We start from the raw sequence: 18,668 nt of genomic DNA on the forward strand, positions 1-18,668 counted from the left end.
CTCCCGAAGTGCAGACATTGAAGCCTCAATCATGCTGAGCGTCATCATTCCGACCGAAGGCGTCGAGCAGACCGCGGTGGCGACTCTGGCCGCGCTGGTCCCCGGGGCCGCCGCCGGCGTCATCCGCGAGGTGCTTCTGGTCGACGGCACCCGCAACGGCGTCATCGAGCGGGTTGCCGACGTCGCAGGCTGCCGTTTCGTCGGCTTCGAGGGATCCTCGCAAGGCGCCGCGCTCGCGGCCGGCGCGCTCCAGGCCCGCTCGCCGTGGCTGATGTTCCTGCCCGCAGGCGCCGTGCTCGAAACCGGCTGGATCGAGGAAACCACCCAGTTCATCCAGGCCGTCGCGACCAGCGGACGGGACCGTGCTGCCGTGTTCCGCTATGCGCGCTCGCCTTACGCCGATACCGGATTGCGCGACATCCTCCGGGCCGTGGTGCGCAGGGTGATCGGCCCGCTCGGCGATCAGGGCCTTTTGATTGCGCGTGATCATTACGACCGGATCGGCGGCTACCCGCCGCAGGCCCGCCGTTCCGAGGCACGGCTGCTCCGGCGGCTCGGCCGCTCGTCCCGGACCGTGCTGCGCAGCCAGATCGTCATGGTCGGCTGAAGTCACCTGATACTTGCCAAAGTCAAATAATTAATTGACAATGGCAAATATTGAGGTGCCGTCATGCCATCAAGCTCTTCCCCATTACCCCTTGCAATCGAGCAGGTCGCCGACGATCGCATCGCAGCGGTCCGCGCCTTCAACCGCTTCTATACCCGCAAGCTCGGTGTGCTCGACCAGCATCTTGGGAAGAGCCCGTTCTCGCTCAGCGAGGCCCGCGTGCTCTACGAACTCGCGCATCGCGACGAGCTGGCGGCAAAGGAGATCGGAATCGAGCTTGGCCTCGATCCCGGCTATCTCAGCCGCATCGTGCAGAGCTTCGACGAAAAGGGGCTGATCACGCGCAGGCCCCTGCCCGCAGATCGCCGGCAATACCAGCTCAGCCTCACCGCCAAGGGCCGCCAGACCTACGCCAAGCTGAACCTGAGCTCGCAAAACGAGGTCGCCGCAATGCTGGCTCAGCTTTCGGCCAGCGATGCAACGCGGCTCACGCAGGCCATGGCGACCATCGAGGCCCTACTGGAGCAACGTCGAACCCAGCCTGCGGCTTTCATGCTGCGCAGCCATCGCGTTGGCGACATGGGCTGGGTCATCTCCAAGCAGGCCGCCGCCTATGCCGCGGACTACAACTGGGACATCAGCTACGAAGCGCTGGTCGCCGAGATCTGCGCACAGTTCATCAAGAACTACGATGCCGCGCGCGAGCACTGCTGGATCGCGGAAGTGGGCGGCGAGCCCGTCGGCTCGATCTTTCTGGTCAAGGCCACCGACGAGATCGCCAAGCTGCGCCTGTTGCAGGTGGAGAAGAAAGCGCGCGGGCTCGGTGTCGGCCGTGCGCTGGTCGAGCAATGCCTCCAGGGCGCTCGCGAGCGGGGCTACGGCAAGATGACGCTGTGGACGCAGAGCATCCTGGTTGCCGCACGCGGCATCTATCAAAGCGCAGGCTTCAAGCTCGTGAAGCAAGAGAAGCACCACAGCTTCGGTGCCGATCTGGTCGGCGAGACCTGGGAGCGGGATCTGTAGCGCTGTCGCTACAAGTCGGGAATCGTAGGGTGGGCAAAGGCGCATGAGCGCCGTGCCCACGGCCCCTGCATTGCGGACAGAGATCGTGGGCACGCTTCCGCCGTCGCTCTTCGAGCTATGGCGGACAAGTCGCTTTGCCCACCCTACGATACTGATGATGCGGAGAGCCCCCCGAGAACGATCCGCCCTTACACCGTCGCGCCTTGCGCCTTCGGCCTTCGCAGATGCTCGTCCAGCCGCGGCATGATCTCGACGAAATTGCACGGGCGTGTGCGGTAGTCGAGCTGAGCGGCCAGGATGCCGTCCCAGCCATCGCGGCAGGCGCCGGGCGAGCCCGGCAGGCAGAAGATGTAGGTCGCCCCCGCGACGCCGGCGGTGGCGCGGCTCTGGATCGTCGATGTCCCTATCTTGGCGTGGCTCAGCATGTGGAAGGCGATGGAAAAACCGTCCATGCGCTTCTCGAACAAGGGCTCGATCGCCTCCGGCGTGACGTCGCGTCCGGTGAAGCCGGTGCCGCCGGTCGTGATGACGACGTCGATGCCGCTATCTGCGATCCAGCGGCGAACGACGGCGCGGATCGCCTCGACATCGTCGGTGACGATCTCGCGCGCGGCGAGACGATGGCCGGCCGCGGCTAGGCGGTCGGCAAGCGTCTGGCCGGACTTGTCATCCGCGAGCGCACGGGTGTCGGACACGGTGAGCACCGCGATGTCGAGCGGGATGAACTGTTTTGCTTCGTCGATGGAGGCCATGATGCGTCTCTCGTGTCCCGGACTAGGTGCGGCGCAACAGCGCCGCGCCGCAGAGCCGGGACCCATTTAGAGGCTTGGGAGACCGGCGGTGTGGGCCCCGGCTCTGCAGCGCACCGCTGAAGTAGCGCTGCGCTGCGTCCGGGGCACGGCAGCGAGACTACTACGTCCCGCCGCCGAACGTGTTGCAGGCCTGGACCGTGCCCTGCTGGTAGCCGGTCATGAACCACTGCTTGCGTTGCGCCGCCGAGCCGTGGGTGAAGGAGTCAGGCACGACGCGTCCCGTGGCCTGGCGCTGCAGCGTATCGTCGCCGATCGCGCTCGCCGTGGTCAGCGCGGCGTCGATGTCGCCGGCTTCCAGGAAGTTCGGACGCTTCTTCGACTCGCGATTGACCCAGACGCCGGACAGGCAATCGGCCTGCAATTCCACCTTCACCTGGAGCGCGTTGGCCTCCGCCTTCGAGCCCGCCTGCTGCTGCAGCCGCGTCACGCGCGGAATGATGCCGAGCAGGTTCTGGATGTGATGGCCGGCTTCGTGCGCGATTATGTAGGCTGTGGTGAAGTTGCAGGCGGACTTGCCGGAGCAGCCGCGGAAGCGCGTCTCGACCTCGCGGAAGAACGAGGTGTCGAGGAAGATGGTACGATCCGGCGGACAATAGAACGGCCCCATCGCCGACTCTGCCCGGCCGCAGCGGCCGCCATTGGTGACGTTGCGGAACAGCACGACCTTCGGCCCGGTGTAGGACTGGCCCGAGGCCTGGAAGATCTCGCTCCAGCGGTCGTCGATCTCGCCGAGAATGCCGGAGATCATGCTGCCCATCTCGTCGGTCGGGGCGCCGCGCTTGGCGGTCGAAGACGACTGGCGATCGGTCTGGTAGCTCGGCGCCTGGCCGCCGCCGGTGAGGATCTCGGCGCCGCCGATCAGGATGCGCGGATCGATGCCGAAGGCGTAGCCGACGAGGCCAAGCACGATGATGGTGCCGATGCCGAGCCCGCCGCCGCCCATCGGAAGGCCGAACCCGCCTCCGCCACCGCCGCCTCCACCATCGTCGCGACGATCCTCGATGTCGTCGCTGCGGCGGAAATCATCGTAGCGCATGGCGGGTTTCCCTCAGTCCTCGATTGGCATCATTTGGGCGCAGAAGCGCGAAAGCTCAACGCGCCACACACGTAAAATTTCCGTTGCTTTTATCAATATCCCGCTCGGCAATTATTGCCTAGTGCGACAGCATGCCGATGCCAGCAATTTTTTCCGAGGGTCGAGCAATTTTTTCCGAGAGAAATTTGGCGCCTTTTTGGAGCCATGATCGCTCCCGCAACGCGACGAAACGCGAAATACACTGCAAAACACGGCGAGTGCGCGCAGTGAACCGCACGCGGGGAGCGATGCGAGGCCTGCTCACGAAAGCGGCGGGTTAAGTCGATTTTTACTTTGCCGCTTCATTGTAACGGTCAGTCGGTTGTTTGGTCCCGCGTCGCCGACAGCGTCGCCTGAGTCAGAGTTCTTGAGTCATGGTAGTGTCGCGTCGCGGGGCGTCTGCAAGGGCGCCCCGCACAAATTTTGAGTCCGCTTCGCACAGCATCATCCTCGGTGATTGCGTCGCCGAGATGTCGAAGCTTCAGGCTGGTTCGGTCGACCTCGTGTTCGCCGATCCGCCCTACAATCTCCAGCTCAAGGGCGACCTCAAGCGCCCCGACGAATCCCATGTCGACGCCGTCGACGACGACTGGGACAAGTTCGATTCGTTCTCCGCCTATGACGATTTCACCCGCGCCTGGCTGCTTGCCGCCCGCCGCGCGATGAAGCCGTCGGCGACGATCTGGGTGATCGGCTCCTATCACAACATCTTCCGCGTCGGCGCGATCATGCAGGACCTCGGCTTCTGGCTCCTGAACGACATTGTCTGGCGCAAGTCGAACCCGATGCCGAATTTCCGCGGTCGCCGCTTCACCAACGCGCACGAGACCATGATCTGGGCCGCGCGCGACGAAAAGGCCAAGGGCTACACGTTCAATTACGAGGCGCTGAAGGCCGCGAACGAGGACGTGCAGGCACGTTCCGACTGGCTGATCCCGCTCTGTACCGGCGAGGAGCGCCTCAAGGGCGCCGACGGCAAGAAAGTGCATCCGACGCAGAAGCCGGAAGGCCTGCTCGCGCGCGTGCTGCTGTCTTCGTCCAAGCCCGGCGATCTCGTGATCGATCCCTTCAACGGCACGGGCACCACCGGCGCCGTGGCCAAACGCCTCGGCCGCTCCTATATCGGTTTCGAGCGCGACAAGACGTATGCCAAGGCTGCCGAAGCCCGCATCGCCGCGGTCGAGCCGCTGCCGGAAGCAAGCCTTGCCCCGTTCATGACCGCGCGCGAAGCGCCGCGGGTCGCGTTCTCCGAACTGATCGAGCGCGGCATGATCATGCCCGGCACGAAGCTGTTCGACGCCAAGAAGAAGCTCGGCGCGCTGGTCCGTGCCGACGGCGCCATCATGTTCGGCGACAAGGTCGGCTCGATCCACCGCATCGGCGCGGTGGCGCAGGGCGCCCAGGCCTGCAACGGCTGGACCTTCTGGCACATCGAGACCAAGAAGGGTCTCAAGCTGATCGACGAGCTGCGCGCCGAAATCCGCGCCGGCATGGCGGCGGAGTGATCCTCTCCGCCGTCATTCCGGGGCTCGCGAAGCTAGAACCCGGAATCCACCCAACCACAGCACATGCGGCCCAATGGATTCCGGGCTCGCGCAAGAGGCGCGCCCCGGAATGACAGCAGTGGTGGTTGAATGTCGCCCCCGCCAGGACTAGATTCGCCCGATCAGCCCCGTCCTGACGGTGGGCCCCATGCGACGACAGTCCGAGACATTGCTGCTGGTGCCGCTGCTGCCGATCTTCCTGCTCGGCATGTTTCCGATGTTCCTGATCGCCCTGCTCGGATTCTTCGGCCTCGCGCTGTTCGGCGTGCTCGTGATCTCTGTCGGGCTCGCCAGCAGCAACGAGGCGCACGACAATTTCAATCACGACGTCATCGTTCACGGCTACGCGCGCGGATCGGAGCGCGCGGCGCGGGCCTCCGACATGCATCTGGCCACGCGGCTCGGGCTGCGGCTGGAAGCGGTCGGCGCCGCGATGGTCGTTACGGCGGCAATCGGCCTTTGTTACGCCGGCTGATCTGCGTGGCGCGCAGATACCGCCCGGCAAACTCGCCGGTTGCCCTCCCGCAACGGGTTCAGGCAAGACAGGCCGCACGGCAATGACGCTGCGTCCGCGCCTTGCAAAAACACTGGGGAGATCGATGCTCAAATTCTATTTCAACGGATCGCCGAACCCGACCAAGGTCGCGCTTTATCTGGAGGAGTCCGGCCTGCCCTTCGAGCCGGTGAAGATCGACACCCGCAAAGGCGAGCAGTTCACGGCCGAATTCCTCGAGATCAATCCGAATGCCAAGGTCCCGGCGATCGACGATGGCGGCACCATCGTGTTCGACAGCAACGCCATCCTGCTCTATCTCGCCGAGAAGACCGGCAAGTTCCTGCCCGCCGCGAGCGTGCGCGGCGAGACGCTGTCATGGCTGATGTTCATCGCAACCGGCGTCGGGCCGTATTCGGGTCAGGCCGTGCACTTCAAGCATTTTGCGCCAAAGGACCAGAACCACGATTACGCCCATAACCGCTACCAGTACGAGACGGATCGCCACTACAAGGTTCTCGACGGTCACCTCAAAGGGCGCAGCTACATGGTTGGCGACAGCTATTCCATCGTCGACATGGCGCTGTGGGGCTGGGCGCGGATGCTGCCGTTCAAGCTCGGCGACGACGCCTTTGCGCGCTACCCCAACGTGAAGCGGCTGGTGGACGAGATCTCGGCACGGCCGGCGGCGGCACGCGCGATCGCGCTGAAGGACAAGTTCACCTTCAAGGCCGAGATGGACGACGAGGCCCGCGCCAACATGTTCAAGCACATGGCGACCAAGGTCGCCTGATCGCACCGCGCCGTTCTTTTCAGGCCACGCGCATGCGCGTGGCCTTTTGCGTTTGAGATTCAGGCGGCGTGGACCGAGTTCAGGAACTTGGCCACTTCGAGCTTGAGGCGGTTGCTGTCGGCCGACAGCGAGCGCGCCGCCGACAGCACCTGCGATGAGGCCGATCCGGTTTCGGAGGCGCCACGCTGCACGTCGCCGATGTTGGACGACACCCTCTGCGTGCCATGGGCCGCCTGCTGGACGTTGCGGGAAATCTCCTGCGTCGCCGCGCCCTGCTGCTCCACGGCGGCCGCGACCGTCGACGAAATCTCCGACAGCCGCTCGATGGTGCCACTGATCTCCCTGATGGAGCCGACCGATTCCTCCGTCGCGGCCTGGATGCCGGAGACCTGCTGGGCGATCTCGCCGGTGGCCTTCGCAGTCTGCTCCGCGAGCGCCTTGACCTCGGAGGCGACCACGGCAAAGCCGCGGCCGGCTTCACCCGCGCGCGCCGCCTCGATGGTGGCGTTCAGCGCCAGGAGGTTGGTCTGGCCGGCGATGGTGCTGATCAGCTCGACCACGTCGCCGATCCGCGCGGCGGCCTTGGAGAGCGCGCCGACGCGGTCATTGGTCCTGCTCGCCTGACCGACGGCCTCGACCGCGATACGGGCGGATTCCTGCACCTGGCGGGCGATCTCCGACACCGAGGAGGACAGCTCCTCGGTCGCCGAGGCAACCGCCTGCACATTGGCCGAGGCCTCCTGCGAGGCGCTGGCGACCTCCGTTGACAGGTCCTGGGCCCGCGAGGCGGTCGTGGTCAAGGTGCCGGCGGAGGCTTCGAGCTCGTTCGATGCCGACGACACGGTGTTCACGATCTCGCCGACCGCCTGCTCGAACTGATCGGCGAGCCTGACCATGTCCTTCTTGCGGCTTTCCGCCTGCCGCGCCTCGACCTCGGTCTGCTCGGCGCGCAGTCGCTCGGTCTCGACCATGTTGTCCTTGAACACCTGGATCGCCTTGGCCATGTCGCCGATCTCGTCGGCCTTGCCGCGGCCGGGGATCTCGACCTCGAGATTGCCGCCCGCGATCAGCCCCATCGCGCGCGTCATCGAGGCCAGCGGACCGACGATGCCGCGGGCGATCAGGAAGGCGACGATGCAGCCGAACAGGACGGCGAGGCCACCGGCGATCTCCTGAATGGTCGTGGTGCCCGCGATCACGGCTTCGGCGGTCGTACGCGATTCCTGATAGTCCTTCTTCAGGGTCGCTTCCGCGGCCTTGAGCCTGCCGACGCTGTCGACGATGAGGGGCGCGAGGCTCTTGTGGTAGATCTCGTCGGCCTGAAGCATCGCGGCGGAGGTCGTCTCGAACGCCGATTTGTAGATTCCGAGCGAGGTCTTCACCGGCGCGAGCGTGGAGCGCAATTCCGCCGCCTGCGGGCTCTTTTCGAGAGCCGCGAGCCGCTGCGCCGCCCTATCTACGCTCGCCCTGAAATTCGCGGGTCCCTGCGCGTCGCGCAGCGCCAGGAAACGCCAGTTCGCGACCCGAACAAGGAGGATCCTGGATTCGAGGTCGGCGACGAGGGCCGCGGTGTCTTCGTCGACGGCGGCGCGCGCCGCATCGACCAGCTTGCCCATCTTGACGGCCAGCTCCTCGCCGCTCGGCAGCAAGGTCGCCTTGCCCGTTCTCGCCTCGTTGACGGCGTCGCCGAGATTGTCACGCAGGCGTCGCATCTTGGCAATGTCGTCGATGAGGCCGTTGTAGAGCACTCGCCGATCCTCCGAGAGCGTCCCCTTGGCGCCGACCCGCAACAGCTCGGTCGCCGCGGTTTCCCGCTCTTGCGCCTCCTTCATCGCGGGCTCGTTGGCGTCGTAGACGTAACGCAGATTGGCCCGTTGGATCGCCTGAAGCTGGGTCGATATCTCCAAAACCCGCGCCGTGCTGTCCGAAAGTGCGGATTGTCTTGCGACCTGATCCTGCACCGCCCGCAAATTCCAGACGGCAACCACCGCCATCACGAGACCAACCACCACCAAGGCCATGAAGCCTGCGTACAGGCGTCCCCTGATCCGCAAACGAAACTTCGGCATTCCCACTGTCCACCCAGATGCATTTCACTTCGAGCGGCCGAACAATTCCGGCAAATCGTCACGACCACCCTGGCAGCCGCGTGTCTTTGCGACCCACGCTGCACTGCGACACAATGGGGGACACTCGTTAATTGAACCTTCAAATTTTTCGCGCGATCTGGATCTGCGGGCGCGAAAACTGCTGCTTTTGTCAGCAGCTATGCAAAGTTCGCGTACGAATCCCGAGCGGGATGCGCAGAGCTGCATGCGTTCACAGGACGAACGACCATTGGGCGCCGGCCTGCTGCAATTTGCCGAGCGCGTGCTCGACCACTTCCAGCGTGTACGGCTTCTGAACCACCGGCGCCGAGGCCAGATCCACCGGAAGCGGCGCGCGCTCGCCATAGCCGGTTGCGAAGATGAAGGGCACGCCGATCTCCTTCAGCTTCTGCGCCACCTTGATGCTGCTCTCGCTCCCGAGGTTGAGATCGAGCAGGGCAAAGCTCGGCCGGGTCCGCTCGATCGAGCGCAGCGCCTGGTCGACGGTCGCGGCGGTGTCGACATGACGCGCGCCGAGATCGAGCAGGATGACCTCCGCCGCCATTGCGATGATCAGATTGTCCTCGACGATCAGCGCGGTCTCGGAGATCCGGGGTCGGCTGGACTGCTGTTCCTCAAGACGCATGGCGGCTCCTGCTATCGACGGCACCAGCTCGACGAAATTGGGGGGAATGACGAACGTCGCCTGCACGCCCAGAAGGTCGAAGCGGATTTCGGCATCGCCCTTGAGATCGAACGGCACCGAGCGTTCGATGATCGTGGTGCCGAAGCCACGCCGCGACGGTGGCTGCACCGGTGGCCCGCCGCTTTCCTTCCATTCGATCACGAGGCTCGACGAGGGATCGAGGCGCCAGACCACCTCGACGCTGCCGGTGGAATCGGCGAGCGCGCCGTATTTGGCGGAATTGGTCATCATCTCGTGGACAACGAGAGCCAGCGTGGCAAACGCCTTGGGATCGAGCGCGACGTCCGGCCCGCCCATCTTCACCCGGCCTGCGCGCGCCCCGAGATAGGCGCCGGCTTCGGATTCGAGGAGGGTCCGCAGCGCCACCGGCGCCCAGTTCAGATTGGTGATCTGGTCGTGGGCGCGGGCCAGGGCCTGGATGCGACCGCCGAGAACGCTCGCAAACTCCTCCACGCTCATCGCCGTGTCCTTGCTCTGCGCTACCAGCGCGCGGACCAGGCTCAGGATGTTGCGGACGCGGTGATTGAGCTCGGCGATCATCAGCTCCTGCCGCTCCTGCGCGCCGCGGCGCTCGCGCGCGGCGAGGTCGGACAATTGCAGGATCACTTCCAGCAGTGTGACGCGCAGACTCTCGGCGATGCGGATGTCCGCTGCCGACCACGGTTTCGACTGGCCCGCCACGGTCTCCTGCCAGAGCTCGAAGCTCTTGCGCGGCGTCAGGCGCGGCCCGTTCGGACCTTCGTCGTAGATCTTGTCGGGAGCGCCGGCCCAGTTCACCGCCCGCGTGACCTCGCGCCGGAAGAAGATCAGGCAGTCGCGCGGGGTCCGTGAGATCGGAATGGCGAGAAAACCCGCCGCGCGGTCGCGAAAAGCCTGGCCGGCGGCATAGACCTTGGCGATCTCGGCGCTGGCGAAGATCCGGCCCGGCGAGGTCCGGTTGATGAAGGCGACGAGGTCCTTCACCTCGTCTTCGGTCGGCGTGTCTCCCTCGAGGGCGATCTTGTTGTCGGACCAGACCGCGACGCCGTCGCAGTCGATCATCTTGCGGTAGTCGCCGAGAAAGTCGACGATCGCGCGGCGGCTGTGGTCGTGCGAAGCAGCGATCTCGATCAAGCGCTCCTGGACCTGATGGGCCCGCGCCTCATAGGCGACATCGCCCTCGCGCTCGCGTCCCTCGACGATCCAGGAAAACATCTGCCCGAACAGCTCGGAGGCCGTACGCTTGTCGAACGAAATGTACCGCGGCGAATAATGATGACAGGCGAACAGACCCCACAGCTTGCCATCGCGCAGGATCGATACCGACATCGAGGCGGCCACCCCCATGTTGCGCAGATATTCGATATGGATCGGCGAGACCGAGCGCAGCACGCTCATCGAAAGGTCGAGCAATCCCGCATTGTGCGTGGCGGTCGACATCAGGGCAGCCGACCTGGCGTTGACGTCGGCAATGATGCGCAGCCAGTTGCGCTGGTAGAGGGCGCGCGCCTGCCTTGGGATATCCGATGCAGGATAACGCAGGCCGAGGAAGGATTCGAGCCCTGCTTCCGCGGTCTCGGCGATCACCTCGCCCGATCCGTCCGGGTGAAACTGGTAGACCATGACGCGATCGAATCCGGTCAGCACCTTGAGCTGACGCGCGGCCTCCCGCGCGAGCTCGGTCATGCCGCGCGTCTTGCGGATCCGTTCGAGCATCAGGCGGACGAGCTCGCCGGAATTGACGCCGGGCTCGTGGACGCTCGGCTCCGCCTCGACGATGAGGTAGACGCCGGAGAAATGGATCGAGAGATCGTAAAGCGGTTTGCCGGCCTGGAGCTCGACGCCGAACAGGCGCTCGGTCGCATCCGGCCCACTCAAATAGTCGACGCGACCGCGGATGGTCTCGACAGCGGCTTCGGAGATGGCGCTCGTCAACGGCTGCTGGAGCAGATCGGCGACGTCGCTTCCGAGAAAGCTGCCGACATTGTCCGAGGCCATGCAGATCGTGAAATCCGAGAGCACAGCGAGCATGAAGCCAAACGGCTGCACGCTGCCGGGAATGTGGATCGGCTCGCGATCGCAATTGGTGAGATTGACCGCCTCGTTCATGCCCGCTCCGCCGCCCGCTCGAACGCGGCGAAGGCAACCCGCGCCGCCGCGATCACCTCGACCTCGTCGCAGGCCTCTTCGCCTTGAAGCTTCGACAGGAAACTCTGCCACAGGCGCTTGCCGGCACCATGGCTGAGATAGCTGGTGGCCTCCGTCATGCGCAGGTCGGCGGCCTCCGCGACCTCTTTCAGCAGGAATCTTGCCCCGAGCCGAGAGCCCTCCAGCACGTACATCGTACCGAGCATGCCGCTGGGCGTCAGCGGCGGCACGGATACGGTGGATTGCGCGGCGCCGCCGAGCCGCCCGAGATCAGCCGCGATCGCGGCACTGCGCGACCGCTCCGGCCAGTCCGGAAATATCCTGGCGACGCCTGCCGCGACGAGCGCGGCCTCGAGCGGAAGAAGCGCGCCGGCGCTGGCTTGAAGAAAGCGGCGATAGCCCGCCAAGACGGTGAGATCGAACGACGAAAGTTGCGCATCGAGCTCCCGGTGCGCACCCGCAGTCGCATCTCTCAGTCGCTCACGAAGTCCAGGGAAGCCAGGGTTCACCTGTGTCGAGACGTCCGAAACCCCAGCCAGCATGAAATTCCCACACGCGCGCAATGCCGGGGGCGCGATTGCCCCGGAAGCGAAGGAAACGCCGGCGGAATCCGAAGGTTCCGCCGGCACTGGAATATCTGGAGAGGCGCGGACCGTACCCTCGACTCTTTATTTCCGCCGGCGGGGCTTGTGCAGCTCGTACGCGATCTCCGCCCTGGTCATCCCGCAGTCCAGAAGCTCCCGCTCGCTCATGGCGGCGAGTTGATCCCGGGCCCGGGACCGTTCGCGCCTGATACGGACCGTTTCGACCAGCGCCCGCCACGCCCGCACGACCATCGCCGGCTCCGCCCGATGAAACCCGCCGGCGGACGCGACGCGCAATCCACTCAGCTCGCAGCCCTCACCGGCGCCTGCGGAAAAGAACCGAGCGCCCGCTCGGTCAGGATCGAGTCGCAGTACTCGCGGATCTCCTTGATCTTGCCGTCCTCGAGACGAAACACCAGGCAATAGTCATTGTCGTAGCGCACGCCTTCGGGCGTGACGTTGTCGCCCTTTGCCTCCACGACGACCACATCGCCGTCGGCGATGAAGCGGTGAGCGACCGTGCGCGTGCGGTCGCGCAGGCGGGTGCGCACATAGCCGTGCAAATCGTTGAGGATCGACTCCTTGCCTGAGAAGGTGCGCGACCAGGAATACTGGCCGGTCACGACCCATTTGGCGTCTTCGGCAAGGCTTGCAGCGAACAGGGCTCGATCGCGCGCGTTCGGATCGGGATTGGCGGCGGCGGCGAAAATATCCTGCATCAGTTTCTTGTTGGCGATCGCATTCATGGCGGCATCTCCGTTTGGTGGGAACGCGGAGATGATCGCCGCAGCATCAGAATTCTTCAAATCGATAGAGAATATGATATCTATTCGCCTGATGAATTTGAATTCGCTTGACCTCAACCTGCTGACCGCGCTCGACGCCCTGCTGCGCGAGGCCAGCGTGAGCCGCGCCGCGCTTCGGATGGGCCTGTCGCAGCCGGCGGCCAGCCACGCGCTGCAGCGCCTGCGCGACATTCTCGGCGATCCGCTGCTGGTGCGCACGGGCGCGCGGATGGAGCTGACGCCGCGGGCGCAGGCCCTGCGCGCGCCGCTGGCGCAGGCGCTCGATCAGGTGCGCGGGCTGTTCGTGCCTGATGACTTCGACGCCGCACGCAGCGAGCGGCAATTCCGCCTGATGATGCCGGATCTCGCAGTCGAACTGCTGATGCCGCCGCTGATGGAGAAGGTGACGCGGGCCGCGCCCAACGTCCGCATCGACATCGTGCCATGGCGGGGATCGGCGATCTTCCACGCCGAGTTCGCCCGCACCATCGACCTCGTGATCTCGATCGGCAACGCCTTCAAGGGCTTTCACCGCCAGCTGCTCTACGTCGACAGCGACGCGCTGGCGGTGCGGCGCGGCCACCCCTTGGCGGCGAAGCTGAAGCGGCGCGAGACGTTCCTGGCCGCGCGCCATGTCGGCGTGATCATCCGAGGCAGCAACGAGGATCTGATCGACACCTGGCTGCGCGCCAAGGGCATCGAGCGGCACATTTCGCTGGTCGTGTCAGGCTATCTCGAAGCGCTGCACGTCGCTGCCCGCACCGATCTCGTCGCCTTCGTGCCGCGCCGGCTGATCGCGGCACTGTCGAAACAGCTCGGCCTCGTCACCGTGACGCCACCGCTCGACCCCGGGATCGACGAGCAGTTCATGTTCTACCCGACCCGCGCCCAGATGGACCCCGGCTCGATCTGGCTGCGCCGACTGATGCTGCAGACGGGGCGGGAGCTGGAGAAGCGGAAGGCTGGGTAGGACGCAGCTTCAACAGACACGGTGTCGTCCCGGACAAGCACAGCGGAGCGGAGCGCTGATCCGGGACCCATAACCACAGGATGCGGTTTGGCGAAGACTGCTCGTTCGGGATTGCTACCGATCGCAATCGATAGATTCCGCGGTATGGGTCCCGGGTCTGCGCTTGCGCTTGCCCGGGACGACACCGCGTATTTGTCACGCCTTCTGCGCGTCCATCACCTTGCGCACAGCGGGGCGGTCAGACATCCGCTTGAAATGCTCGGCGATCTTCGGGGTCGCGTTGATGTCGACGCTGTCGCCTTCGAGCCAGGTCGAGAGGGTGTAGAGATACGGATCGCAGATCGTGAACTGATCGCCCATCACCCAGGGCCCCCGAAACATCTTCTGCTCGATCAGGGCGAAGCAGGCGGCCATGGTCTTCGGGACCATCGCCTTCATGTCGGCGAACGAGCTCTCCTGCGTCGCCCAGCGAGGACCGCGCATCTTGTGGGCATGATTGATGTGCACGGTCGAGCAGAGGTAGGAGTTGAACGACTGCACCTGGGCGAAGTCGAAGGGATCATCGAGCGGCGCGAGCTTCGCCTTGGGGAAGGTCTGCGCGAGATAGGCCAGCATCGCCGGCGTCTCGGTGAGGACGCCGCGATCCGTCACCAGCGCCGGCACACGCCCCTTCGGGTTGATCTTGAGATAGTCCGGGCTGTTCTGCTGGTTGTCCTTGAAGCTCAGCCGCTCGGCCGCGTAGTCGGCGCCGGCCTCCTCCAGGGTGATGTAGGTGGCGAGCGCGCAGGTGCCGGTGGCGTAGTAGAGCTTGAGCATGTCGGACCTCATGGGAAAGCCCGAGGTTAACGGCCCTCCGCCGCCCCGTCCATAGGGGACCTCTTCGCAGTTGCCCACCGCCGCCCGGCTGTGCGAAGACGCCGTCAATCGGAGGGGGATTTTGTCATGACCGTACTCATCGCCGGTGGCGGCATCGGCGGGCTGACGCTTGCGCTCAGCCTGCACCAGATCGGCGTTCCCGCAAAAGTCTTCGAAAGCGTCGCGGAACTGAAGCCGCTCGGCGTCGGCATCAACGTGCTGCCGCATGCGGTGCGCGAGCTGATCGAGCTCGGGCTGATGGACAGACTGGACGCCAGCGGGGTGCGGACGCGCGAGCTCGCCTATTTCTCCAAGCACGGCAAGCCGATCTGGAGCGAGCCTCGCGGGCTGGAGGCCGGCTACAAATGGCCGCAATTCTCGATCCATCGCGGCACGCTGCAACAGCTCCTGCTCGACACCGCGATCGAGCGGCTCGGCCGCGACAACATCCTCACCAGCCACCATCTGACCGGCTGGACCGAGACGGCAGATGGCGTGCGCGCCGACTTCATCGACCGGGCAACCGGCAAGGCCGCCGGGACTTACGACGGCGCGATCCTGATCGCCGCCGACGGCATCCATTCCGCCGCGCGCGAAAAGCTCTATCCCAATGAAGGTCCGCCGATCTGGAACGGCCGCATCCTCTGGCGCGGCGTCACGCCTTCCAAGGCCTTCCTGACCGGCCGCACCATGATCATGGCCGGCCATGAGATCCTGAAATTCGTCTGCTATCCGATCAGCAAGGCGCCGGACGCGGCGGGCAAACATCTGATCAACTGGGTCGCCGAGCGCCACATGCCGCCGACCTATCAGTGGCGGCGCGAGGACTATAACCGCACCGCGCGGCTGGAGGAGTTCCTGCCCTGGTTCGAGAGCTGGCAGTTCGACTGGCTTGACGTGCCCGGCCTGATCAAGAACTGCCCGCACGCCTATGAATATCCGCTGGTCGACCGCGATCCGGTCTCGCAATGGACCTTCGGCAAGGTCACGCTAATGGGCGATGCCGCGCATCCGATGTACCCGATCGGCTCGAACGGCGCCTCGCAGGCCATCCTCGATGCCCGCACCATCACCCGCGAGATTCTCGCGCATGGACCGACGACCGCGGCGCTGCTCGCCTATGAGGCCGAGCGCCGCCCCGCGACCACCGACCTCGTCCTGCTCAACCGCAAGAACGGACCCGAGCAGGTCATGCAACTGGTCGAAGAGCGCGCGCCCGACGGCTTTGAGGTCGTCACCGACGTGCTGTCGCAGAAGGAACTGGAAGACATCGCCGCCAACTACAAGCGCGTTGCGGGCTTCCAGGTCGAGGCGCTGAACGCGAAGCCGCCGATCGTCAGTGGAGATGCGAAGCGCGTGAGCGCCTGAAGGCGGGGCGGCAAGAGTTGTCCAACCGCCCCGCGTCCGTCACGGCCCATCAATATCCATACTGTCTGGAACACACCCAGTTGCCGTAGGCATCGTAGCAACGGTTGTTGTAGTAGCCGTATGCACCAGCCGCCGCCGCTCCGACTCCGACTGCCGCGGCTCCGTATGCGGCTCCCCGGTAGACGCCTCTACGCGCCGCAGTACGTGCTACGGGGTACCCTGCTATCGGCCGGGAGACGTGAGCGCGGCCGCCGTAGCGACCAGCGTGAACGGCACCGCCTCTGTAATGCGCGCCTCCTCCGTGAAATCCCCCTCCCCGATAGGCACCACCTCCTCCGCGGCCGCCGCGGGCGAGTGCGTCATCGGGAACAAGGCTTGCGCCGACAAGAGCGGCTGCGGCCAAGCCAACCAGAGCATATCGAAACATGGGCGTCCTCCCGTCATTGGAGTGCCGGTTCTATCCGCAGGGTGATGCCGTCAACGGGACAGGCACTTGCCCCCATCATTTGGCGCGCCGTGCATGTCCGATTGACCTAGATCAACGCCTGTCTGTTTCAAAGACCCGGGATGATCCAGCACTTTCAGGCCGAGGCTGAAGACCATGAGCGGCCGCAACCGCCCGCTGGTGCGCTTCGATCTAAGCCAATCCTTGGATGCGAGAGAAATTTGTCCATTCGATAGACGCGAATAACCGAGGCTGCGATCATGAAGTTCCGGGCGGGGTTGCTTGCGGCGGCTATCTTGCTGGCCGAAATGCACGCAAGTCATGCGGCGATACGGATCGCCGGCGATCGTGGCGGGCTAATCGACACCTATGTTGACAGATATGAACGCCTGCGCACTTCCGGAGAGACCGTCATCATCGATGGACTTTGTGCCTCATCGTGCACCATCGTTCTCGGTGCAGTTGCCGCTGACAAAATCTGTGTAACCTCGAAGGCCGCTCTCGGCTTCCACGCTGCTTGGGATTTCGGTCGGAAGGGAAGGACGATTACCGACCCTGACGCCACCAATTACCTATACTCCATGTATCCCGGGCCGGTGCAGCGTTGGATCGCGGCGCGCGGCGGGTTGAGGCCGCAACTCATCTTGCTGCGCGGCAAAGCACTTCGGGCGCTGTATAAGCCTTGCGCGCAGCACTCCGCGACACGGCCCCGACGGTAACGACTACCGCACCACCCTTGCCGCTTCCAGCAACCGCTCGGTCGCGCTTGCCGTTGCCAGCACCGTGCCGTTCTCCGCCATCAGCTTGGCCTCGACGAACGCAATCGTCTTGCCGAGCTGCGTCACCGTCGCCTCCCCGATGATCGGACCGGGCTTGGCGGGGCTGAGGAAATTCACGGTCATGCTGATGGTGGTGGTATAGAGCCGGCCCTCGCTCATCACCAGCACGGCCGGGCCCATGGTGTCGTCGAGCATGGCCGAGAGCATGCCGCCCTGGATGAAGCCCGCCGGATTGCAGAACTCCGGCTTGCCCTCGAAGCCGAGCTTGATCCAGCCCTCCTCGGGGCGGGCATCGAGCAGGCGCCATCCCAAGAGCTCCGCAGAGGGTGGCCTGGGAAAATTGTCGAGCGCGGTCTTGACCATTGGCAGCCTCCGTTTCGCACCCCGATAGCGTAGCGCTGCTGCCAGCGTGCTGTCAGGAGGACGAGCCCGCTGAAAGGTTGAGCGCGTGCGCAATCACCTTGCGCATGACATTGGGCAGCGCCTCGTCCGCAAGGGTGGCGAGCGGCACCCAGCGCATGCCCTCGGGCGCACGGGTGCGGGCTGCGGCCTTCGCCGTGTAGACCACCAGCTCCAGCGGAAAATGGGTGAAGACGTGGGTGACGACGCCCATTTTGCGCTGCCAGCGCGACAGCCCCTTCAGCGCCGGCGCCTGCAGCTTCGCCGCCGCGTCGTCCTGGCCGGCGAGCCAGTCCGAGCCGGGCACTTCGGTCATGCCGCCGAGCAGGCCCTTTTCGGGCCGGCCGCGGACCAGCAGATCCTCGCCTCGTGTGACGACGAAGGCCGCTCCGCGCCGCAACGTTCCGCTCTTCTTCGGCGCCTTGCGCGGAAAGGTCTCCTGCGTGCCTTGGAGGCGCGCCGTGCAATCCTCGTTCAGCGGACACAGCGAGCAGGCCGGCTTTTTCGGCGTGCAGATCGAGGCGCCGAGATCCATCAGCGCCTGCGCGCTGTCGCCGGCGCGGGAGTTTGCAAGCAGCGTCGCCGCTAGTTGCTGGATCAGAGGTTTCGCCTGCGGGAGCTGATCTTCAACTGCAAAGAGCCGCGACACCACGCGCTCGATATTGCCGTCGACCGGCATGGTGTGGCGATCGAAGGCGATCGCCGCGATCGCCGCCGCCGTGTACGGCCCGATGCCCGGCAGCGCACGCAGCCTCTCCTCGGTGTCGGGAAAGATGCCGCCATGCTCGCGCGTCACCGCGACCGCGCAGGCGTACAGGTTACGCGCGCGCGAGTAATAGCCTAGCCCGGCCCACATCCGCAGCACATCATCCTGCGAGGCCCGTCCGAGCGCAGTGACATCCGGCCAGCGCGCGACGAATTTTTCGAAATAGGGCCCGACCGCCTTCACCGTGGTCTGCTGCAGCATGATCTCCGACAGCCAGACGCGGTATGGGTCCGACGTCTCGCCGGGCGGGGCCCGCCACGGCAACCGGCGGCGGTGGCGGTCGTACCAGGCAAGCAACGCCACCGGGCGTGATGATGTCTCCGGCTGAGAAGGTTCCGGCTTCGGCTTACGGACGGATCTGGAACTCATTCCTGCACTGTAACGGCAATGCACCGGCCTCTCTACGTCATGCCCGCGCTCGTCGCGGGCATCCACGCCTTTCTTCGAGGG

18 protein-coding genes are annotated in these 18,668 nt (G+C 65.3%); 8 read left to right on the forward strand and 10 right to left on the reverse strand.

Annotation, left to right across the window (positions count from 1 at the left end; all coding sequences use genetic code 11):
- Positions 1–31: 31 nt before the first annotated feature.
- Both XH81_RS28605 and XH81_RS28610 read left to right on the forward strand, forming a co-directional pair.
- Positions 32–607, forward strand: a complete 576-nt coding sequence (locus XH81_RS28605) for a glycosyl transferase (protein WP_028141674.1) — start codon at positions 32–34, stop codon at positions 605–607.
- 63 nt (positions 608–670) lie between these two features.
- Complete coding sequence (locus XH81_RS28610; protein WP_049801738.1) at positions 671–1,630, forward strand: bifunctional helix-turn-helix transcriptional regulator/GNAT family N-acetyltransferase; 960 nt, start codon at positions 671–673, stop codon at positions 1,628–1,630.
- Positions 1,631–1,818: 188 nt separating this feature from the next.
- On the opposite strand, the gene moaB is transcribed toward XH81_RS28610, so the two are convergent.
- Complete coding sequence (gene moaB / locus XH81_RS28615; RefSeq protein WP_028141676.1) at positions 1,819–2,382, reverse strand: molybdenum cofactor biosynthesis protein B; 564 nt, start codon at positions 2,380–2,382, stop codon at positions 1,819–1,821.
- 160 nt (positions 2,383–2,542) lie between these two features.
- A complete protein-coding gene (ypfJ, locus tag XH81_RS28620; RefSeq protein ID WP_028141677.1) occupies positions 2,543–3,478 on the reverse strand; it encodes a KPN_02809 family neutral zinc metallopeptidase in 936 nt (311 codons plus the stop codon).
- 413 nt (positions 3,479–3,891) lie between these two features.
- Here ypfJ and XH81_RS28625 point away from each other — a divergent pair, with 413 nt between their 5' ends.
- The 3 genes from XH81_RS28625 to XH81_RS28635 all read left to right on the forward strand — a co-directional run bounded on the left by XH81_RS28625 (position 3,892) and on the right by XH81_RS28635 (position 6,347).
- Positions 3,892–5,022, forward strand: a complete 1,131-nt coding sequence (locus XH81_RS28625; protein ID WP_028141678.1) for a site-specific DNA-methyltransferase — start codon at positions 3,892–3,894, stop codon at positions 5,020–5,022.
- A gap of 187 nt (positions 5,023–5,209) precedes the next feature.
- Positions 5,210–5,536, forward strand: a complete 327-nt coding sequence (locus XH81_RS28630) for a hypothetical protein (protein WP_028141679.1) — start codon at positions 5,210–5,212, stop codon at positions 5,534–5,536.
- Between the two features lie 124 nt (positions 5,537–5,660).
- A complete protein-coding gene (locus XH81_RS28635) occupies positions 5,661–6,347 on the forward strand; it encodes a glutathione S-transferase family protein (RefSeq protein WP_028141680.1) in 687 nt (228 codons plus the stop codon).
- Between the two features lie 59 nt (positions 6,348–6,406).
- Here XH81_RS28635 and XH81_RS28640 read toward each other — a convergent pair whose 3' ends face one another.
- The 5 genes from XH81_RS28640 to XH81_RS28660 all read right to left on the reverse strand — a co-directional run bounded on the left by XH81_RS28640 (position 6,407) and on the right by XH81_RS28660 (position 12,597).
- Entirely contained in the window at positions 6,407–8,416 is a 2,010-nt protein-coding gene (locus tag XH81_RS28640) for a methyl-accepting chemotaxis protein (RefSeq protein WP_028141681.1), read from the reverse strand.
- A 250-nt stretch (positions 8,417–8,666) separates the two neighbouring features.
- A complete protein-coding gene (locus XH81_RS28645) occupies positions 8,667–11,228 on the reverse strand; it encodes an HWE histidine kinase domain-containing protein (protein ID WP_097668760.1) in 2,562 nt (853 codons plus the stop codon).
- Complete coding sequence (locus tag XH81_RS28650) at positions 11,225–11,809, reverse strand: biliverdin-producing heme oxygenase (RefSeq protein ID WP_028141683.1); 585 nt, start codon at positions 11,807–11,809, stop codon at positions 11,225–11,227. Before XH81_RS28650 ends, XH81_RS28645 begins: the two co-directional genes overlap by 4 nt.
- Positions 11,810–11,935: 126 nt before the next feature.
- Positions 11,936–12,103, reverse strand: a complete 168-nt coding sequence (locus tag XH81_RS28655) for a DUF1127 domain-containing protein (RefSeq protein ID WP_080670146.1) — start codon at positions 12,101–12,103, stop codon at positions 11,936–11,938.
- 50 nt (positions 12,104–12,153) lie between these two features.
- Positions 12,154–12,597, reverse strand: a complete 444-nt coding sequence (locus tag XH81_RS28660; protein WP_028141684.1) for a nuclear transport factor 2 family protein — start codon at positions 12,595–12,597, stop codon at positions 12,154–12,156.
- 91 nt (positions 12,598–12,688) lie between these two features.
- On the opposite strand from XH81_RS28660, the gene XH81_RS28665 reads away from it, so the two are divergent.
- Entirely contained in the window at positions 12,689–13,606 is a 918-nt protein-coding gene (locus XH81_RS28665; protein ID WP_028141685.1) for a LysR family transcriptional regulator, read from the forward strand.
- A 195-nt stretch (positions 13,607–13,801) separates the two neighbouring features.
- Here the strand turns inward: XH81_RS28665 and XH81_RS28670 are convergent, their stop codons facing one another.
- Complete coding sequence (locus tag XH81_RS28670; protein WP_028141686.1) at positions 13,802–14,422, reverse strand: glutathione S-transferase family protein; 621 nt, start codon at positions 14,420–14,422, stop codon at positions 13,802–13,804.
- Between the two features lie 126 nt (positions 14,423–14,548).
- Between XH81_RS28670 and XH81_RS28675 the strand changes: the two genes are divergently transcribed.
- Together XH81_RS28675 and XH81_RS28685 are read left to right on the forward strand one after the other, a co-directional pair.
- The gene (locus XH81_RS28675; protein ID WP_038948303.1) at positions 14,549–15,829 is read left to right on the forward strand and encodes a flavin-dependent oxidoreductase; all 1,281 of its coding nucleotides are present in this window, start codon (positions 14,549–14,551) and stop codon (positions 15,827–15,829) included.
- A 705-nt stretch (positions 15,830–16,534) separates the two neighbouring features.
- A complete protein-coding gene (locus XH81_RS28685; RefSeq protein WP_028141689.1) occupies positions 16,535–16,993 on the forward strand; it encodes a hypothetical protein in 459 nt (152 codons plus the stop codon).
- A gap of 3 nt (positions 16,994–16,996) precedes the next feature.
- Here XH81_RS28685 and XH81_RS28690 read toward each other — a convergent pair whose 3' ends face one another.
- Together XH81_RS28690 and mutY are read right to left on the reverse strand one after the other, a co-directional pair.
- Positions 16,997–17,416 carry a PaaI family thioesterase gene (locus tag XH81_RS28690; protein WP_028141690.1) on the reverse strand — a complete coding sequence of 140 codons (420 nt, stop codon included), beginning with the start codon at positions 17,414–17,416 and terminating at the stop codon, positions 16,997–16,999.
- Positions 17,417–17,468: 52 nt separating this feature from the next.
- Complete coding sequence (gene mutY, locus XH81_RS28695; protein WP_038948305.1) at positions 17,469–18,587, reverse strand: A/G-specific adenine glycosylase; 1,119 nt, start codon at positions 18,585–18,587, stop codon at positions 17,469–17,471.
- Between the last annotated feature and the right edge of the window lie 81 nt (positions 18,588–18,668).

Origin of the sequence: Bradyrhizobium sp. CCBAU 25360 (assembly GCF_028128695.1) — a bacterium.
In the GTDB taxonomy this organism is placed as follows: domain Bacteria; phylum Pseudomonadota; class Alphaproteobacteria; order Rhizobiales; family Xanthobacteraceae; genus Bradyrhizobium; species Bradyrhizobium ottawaense.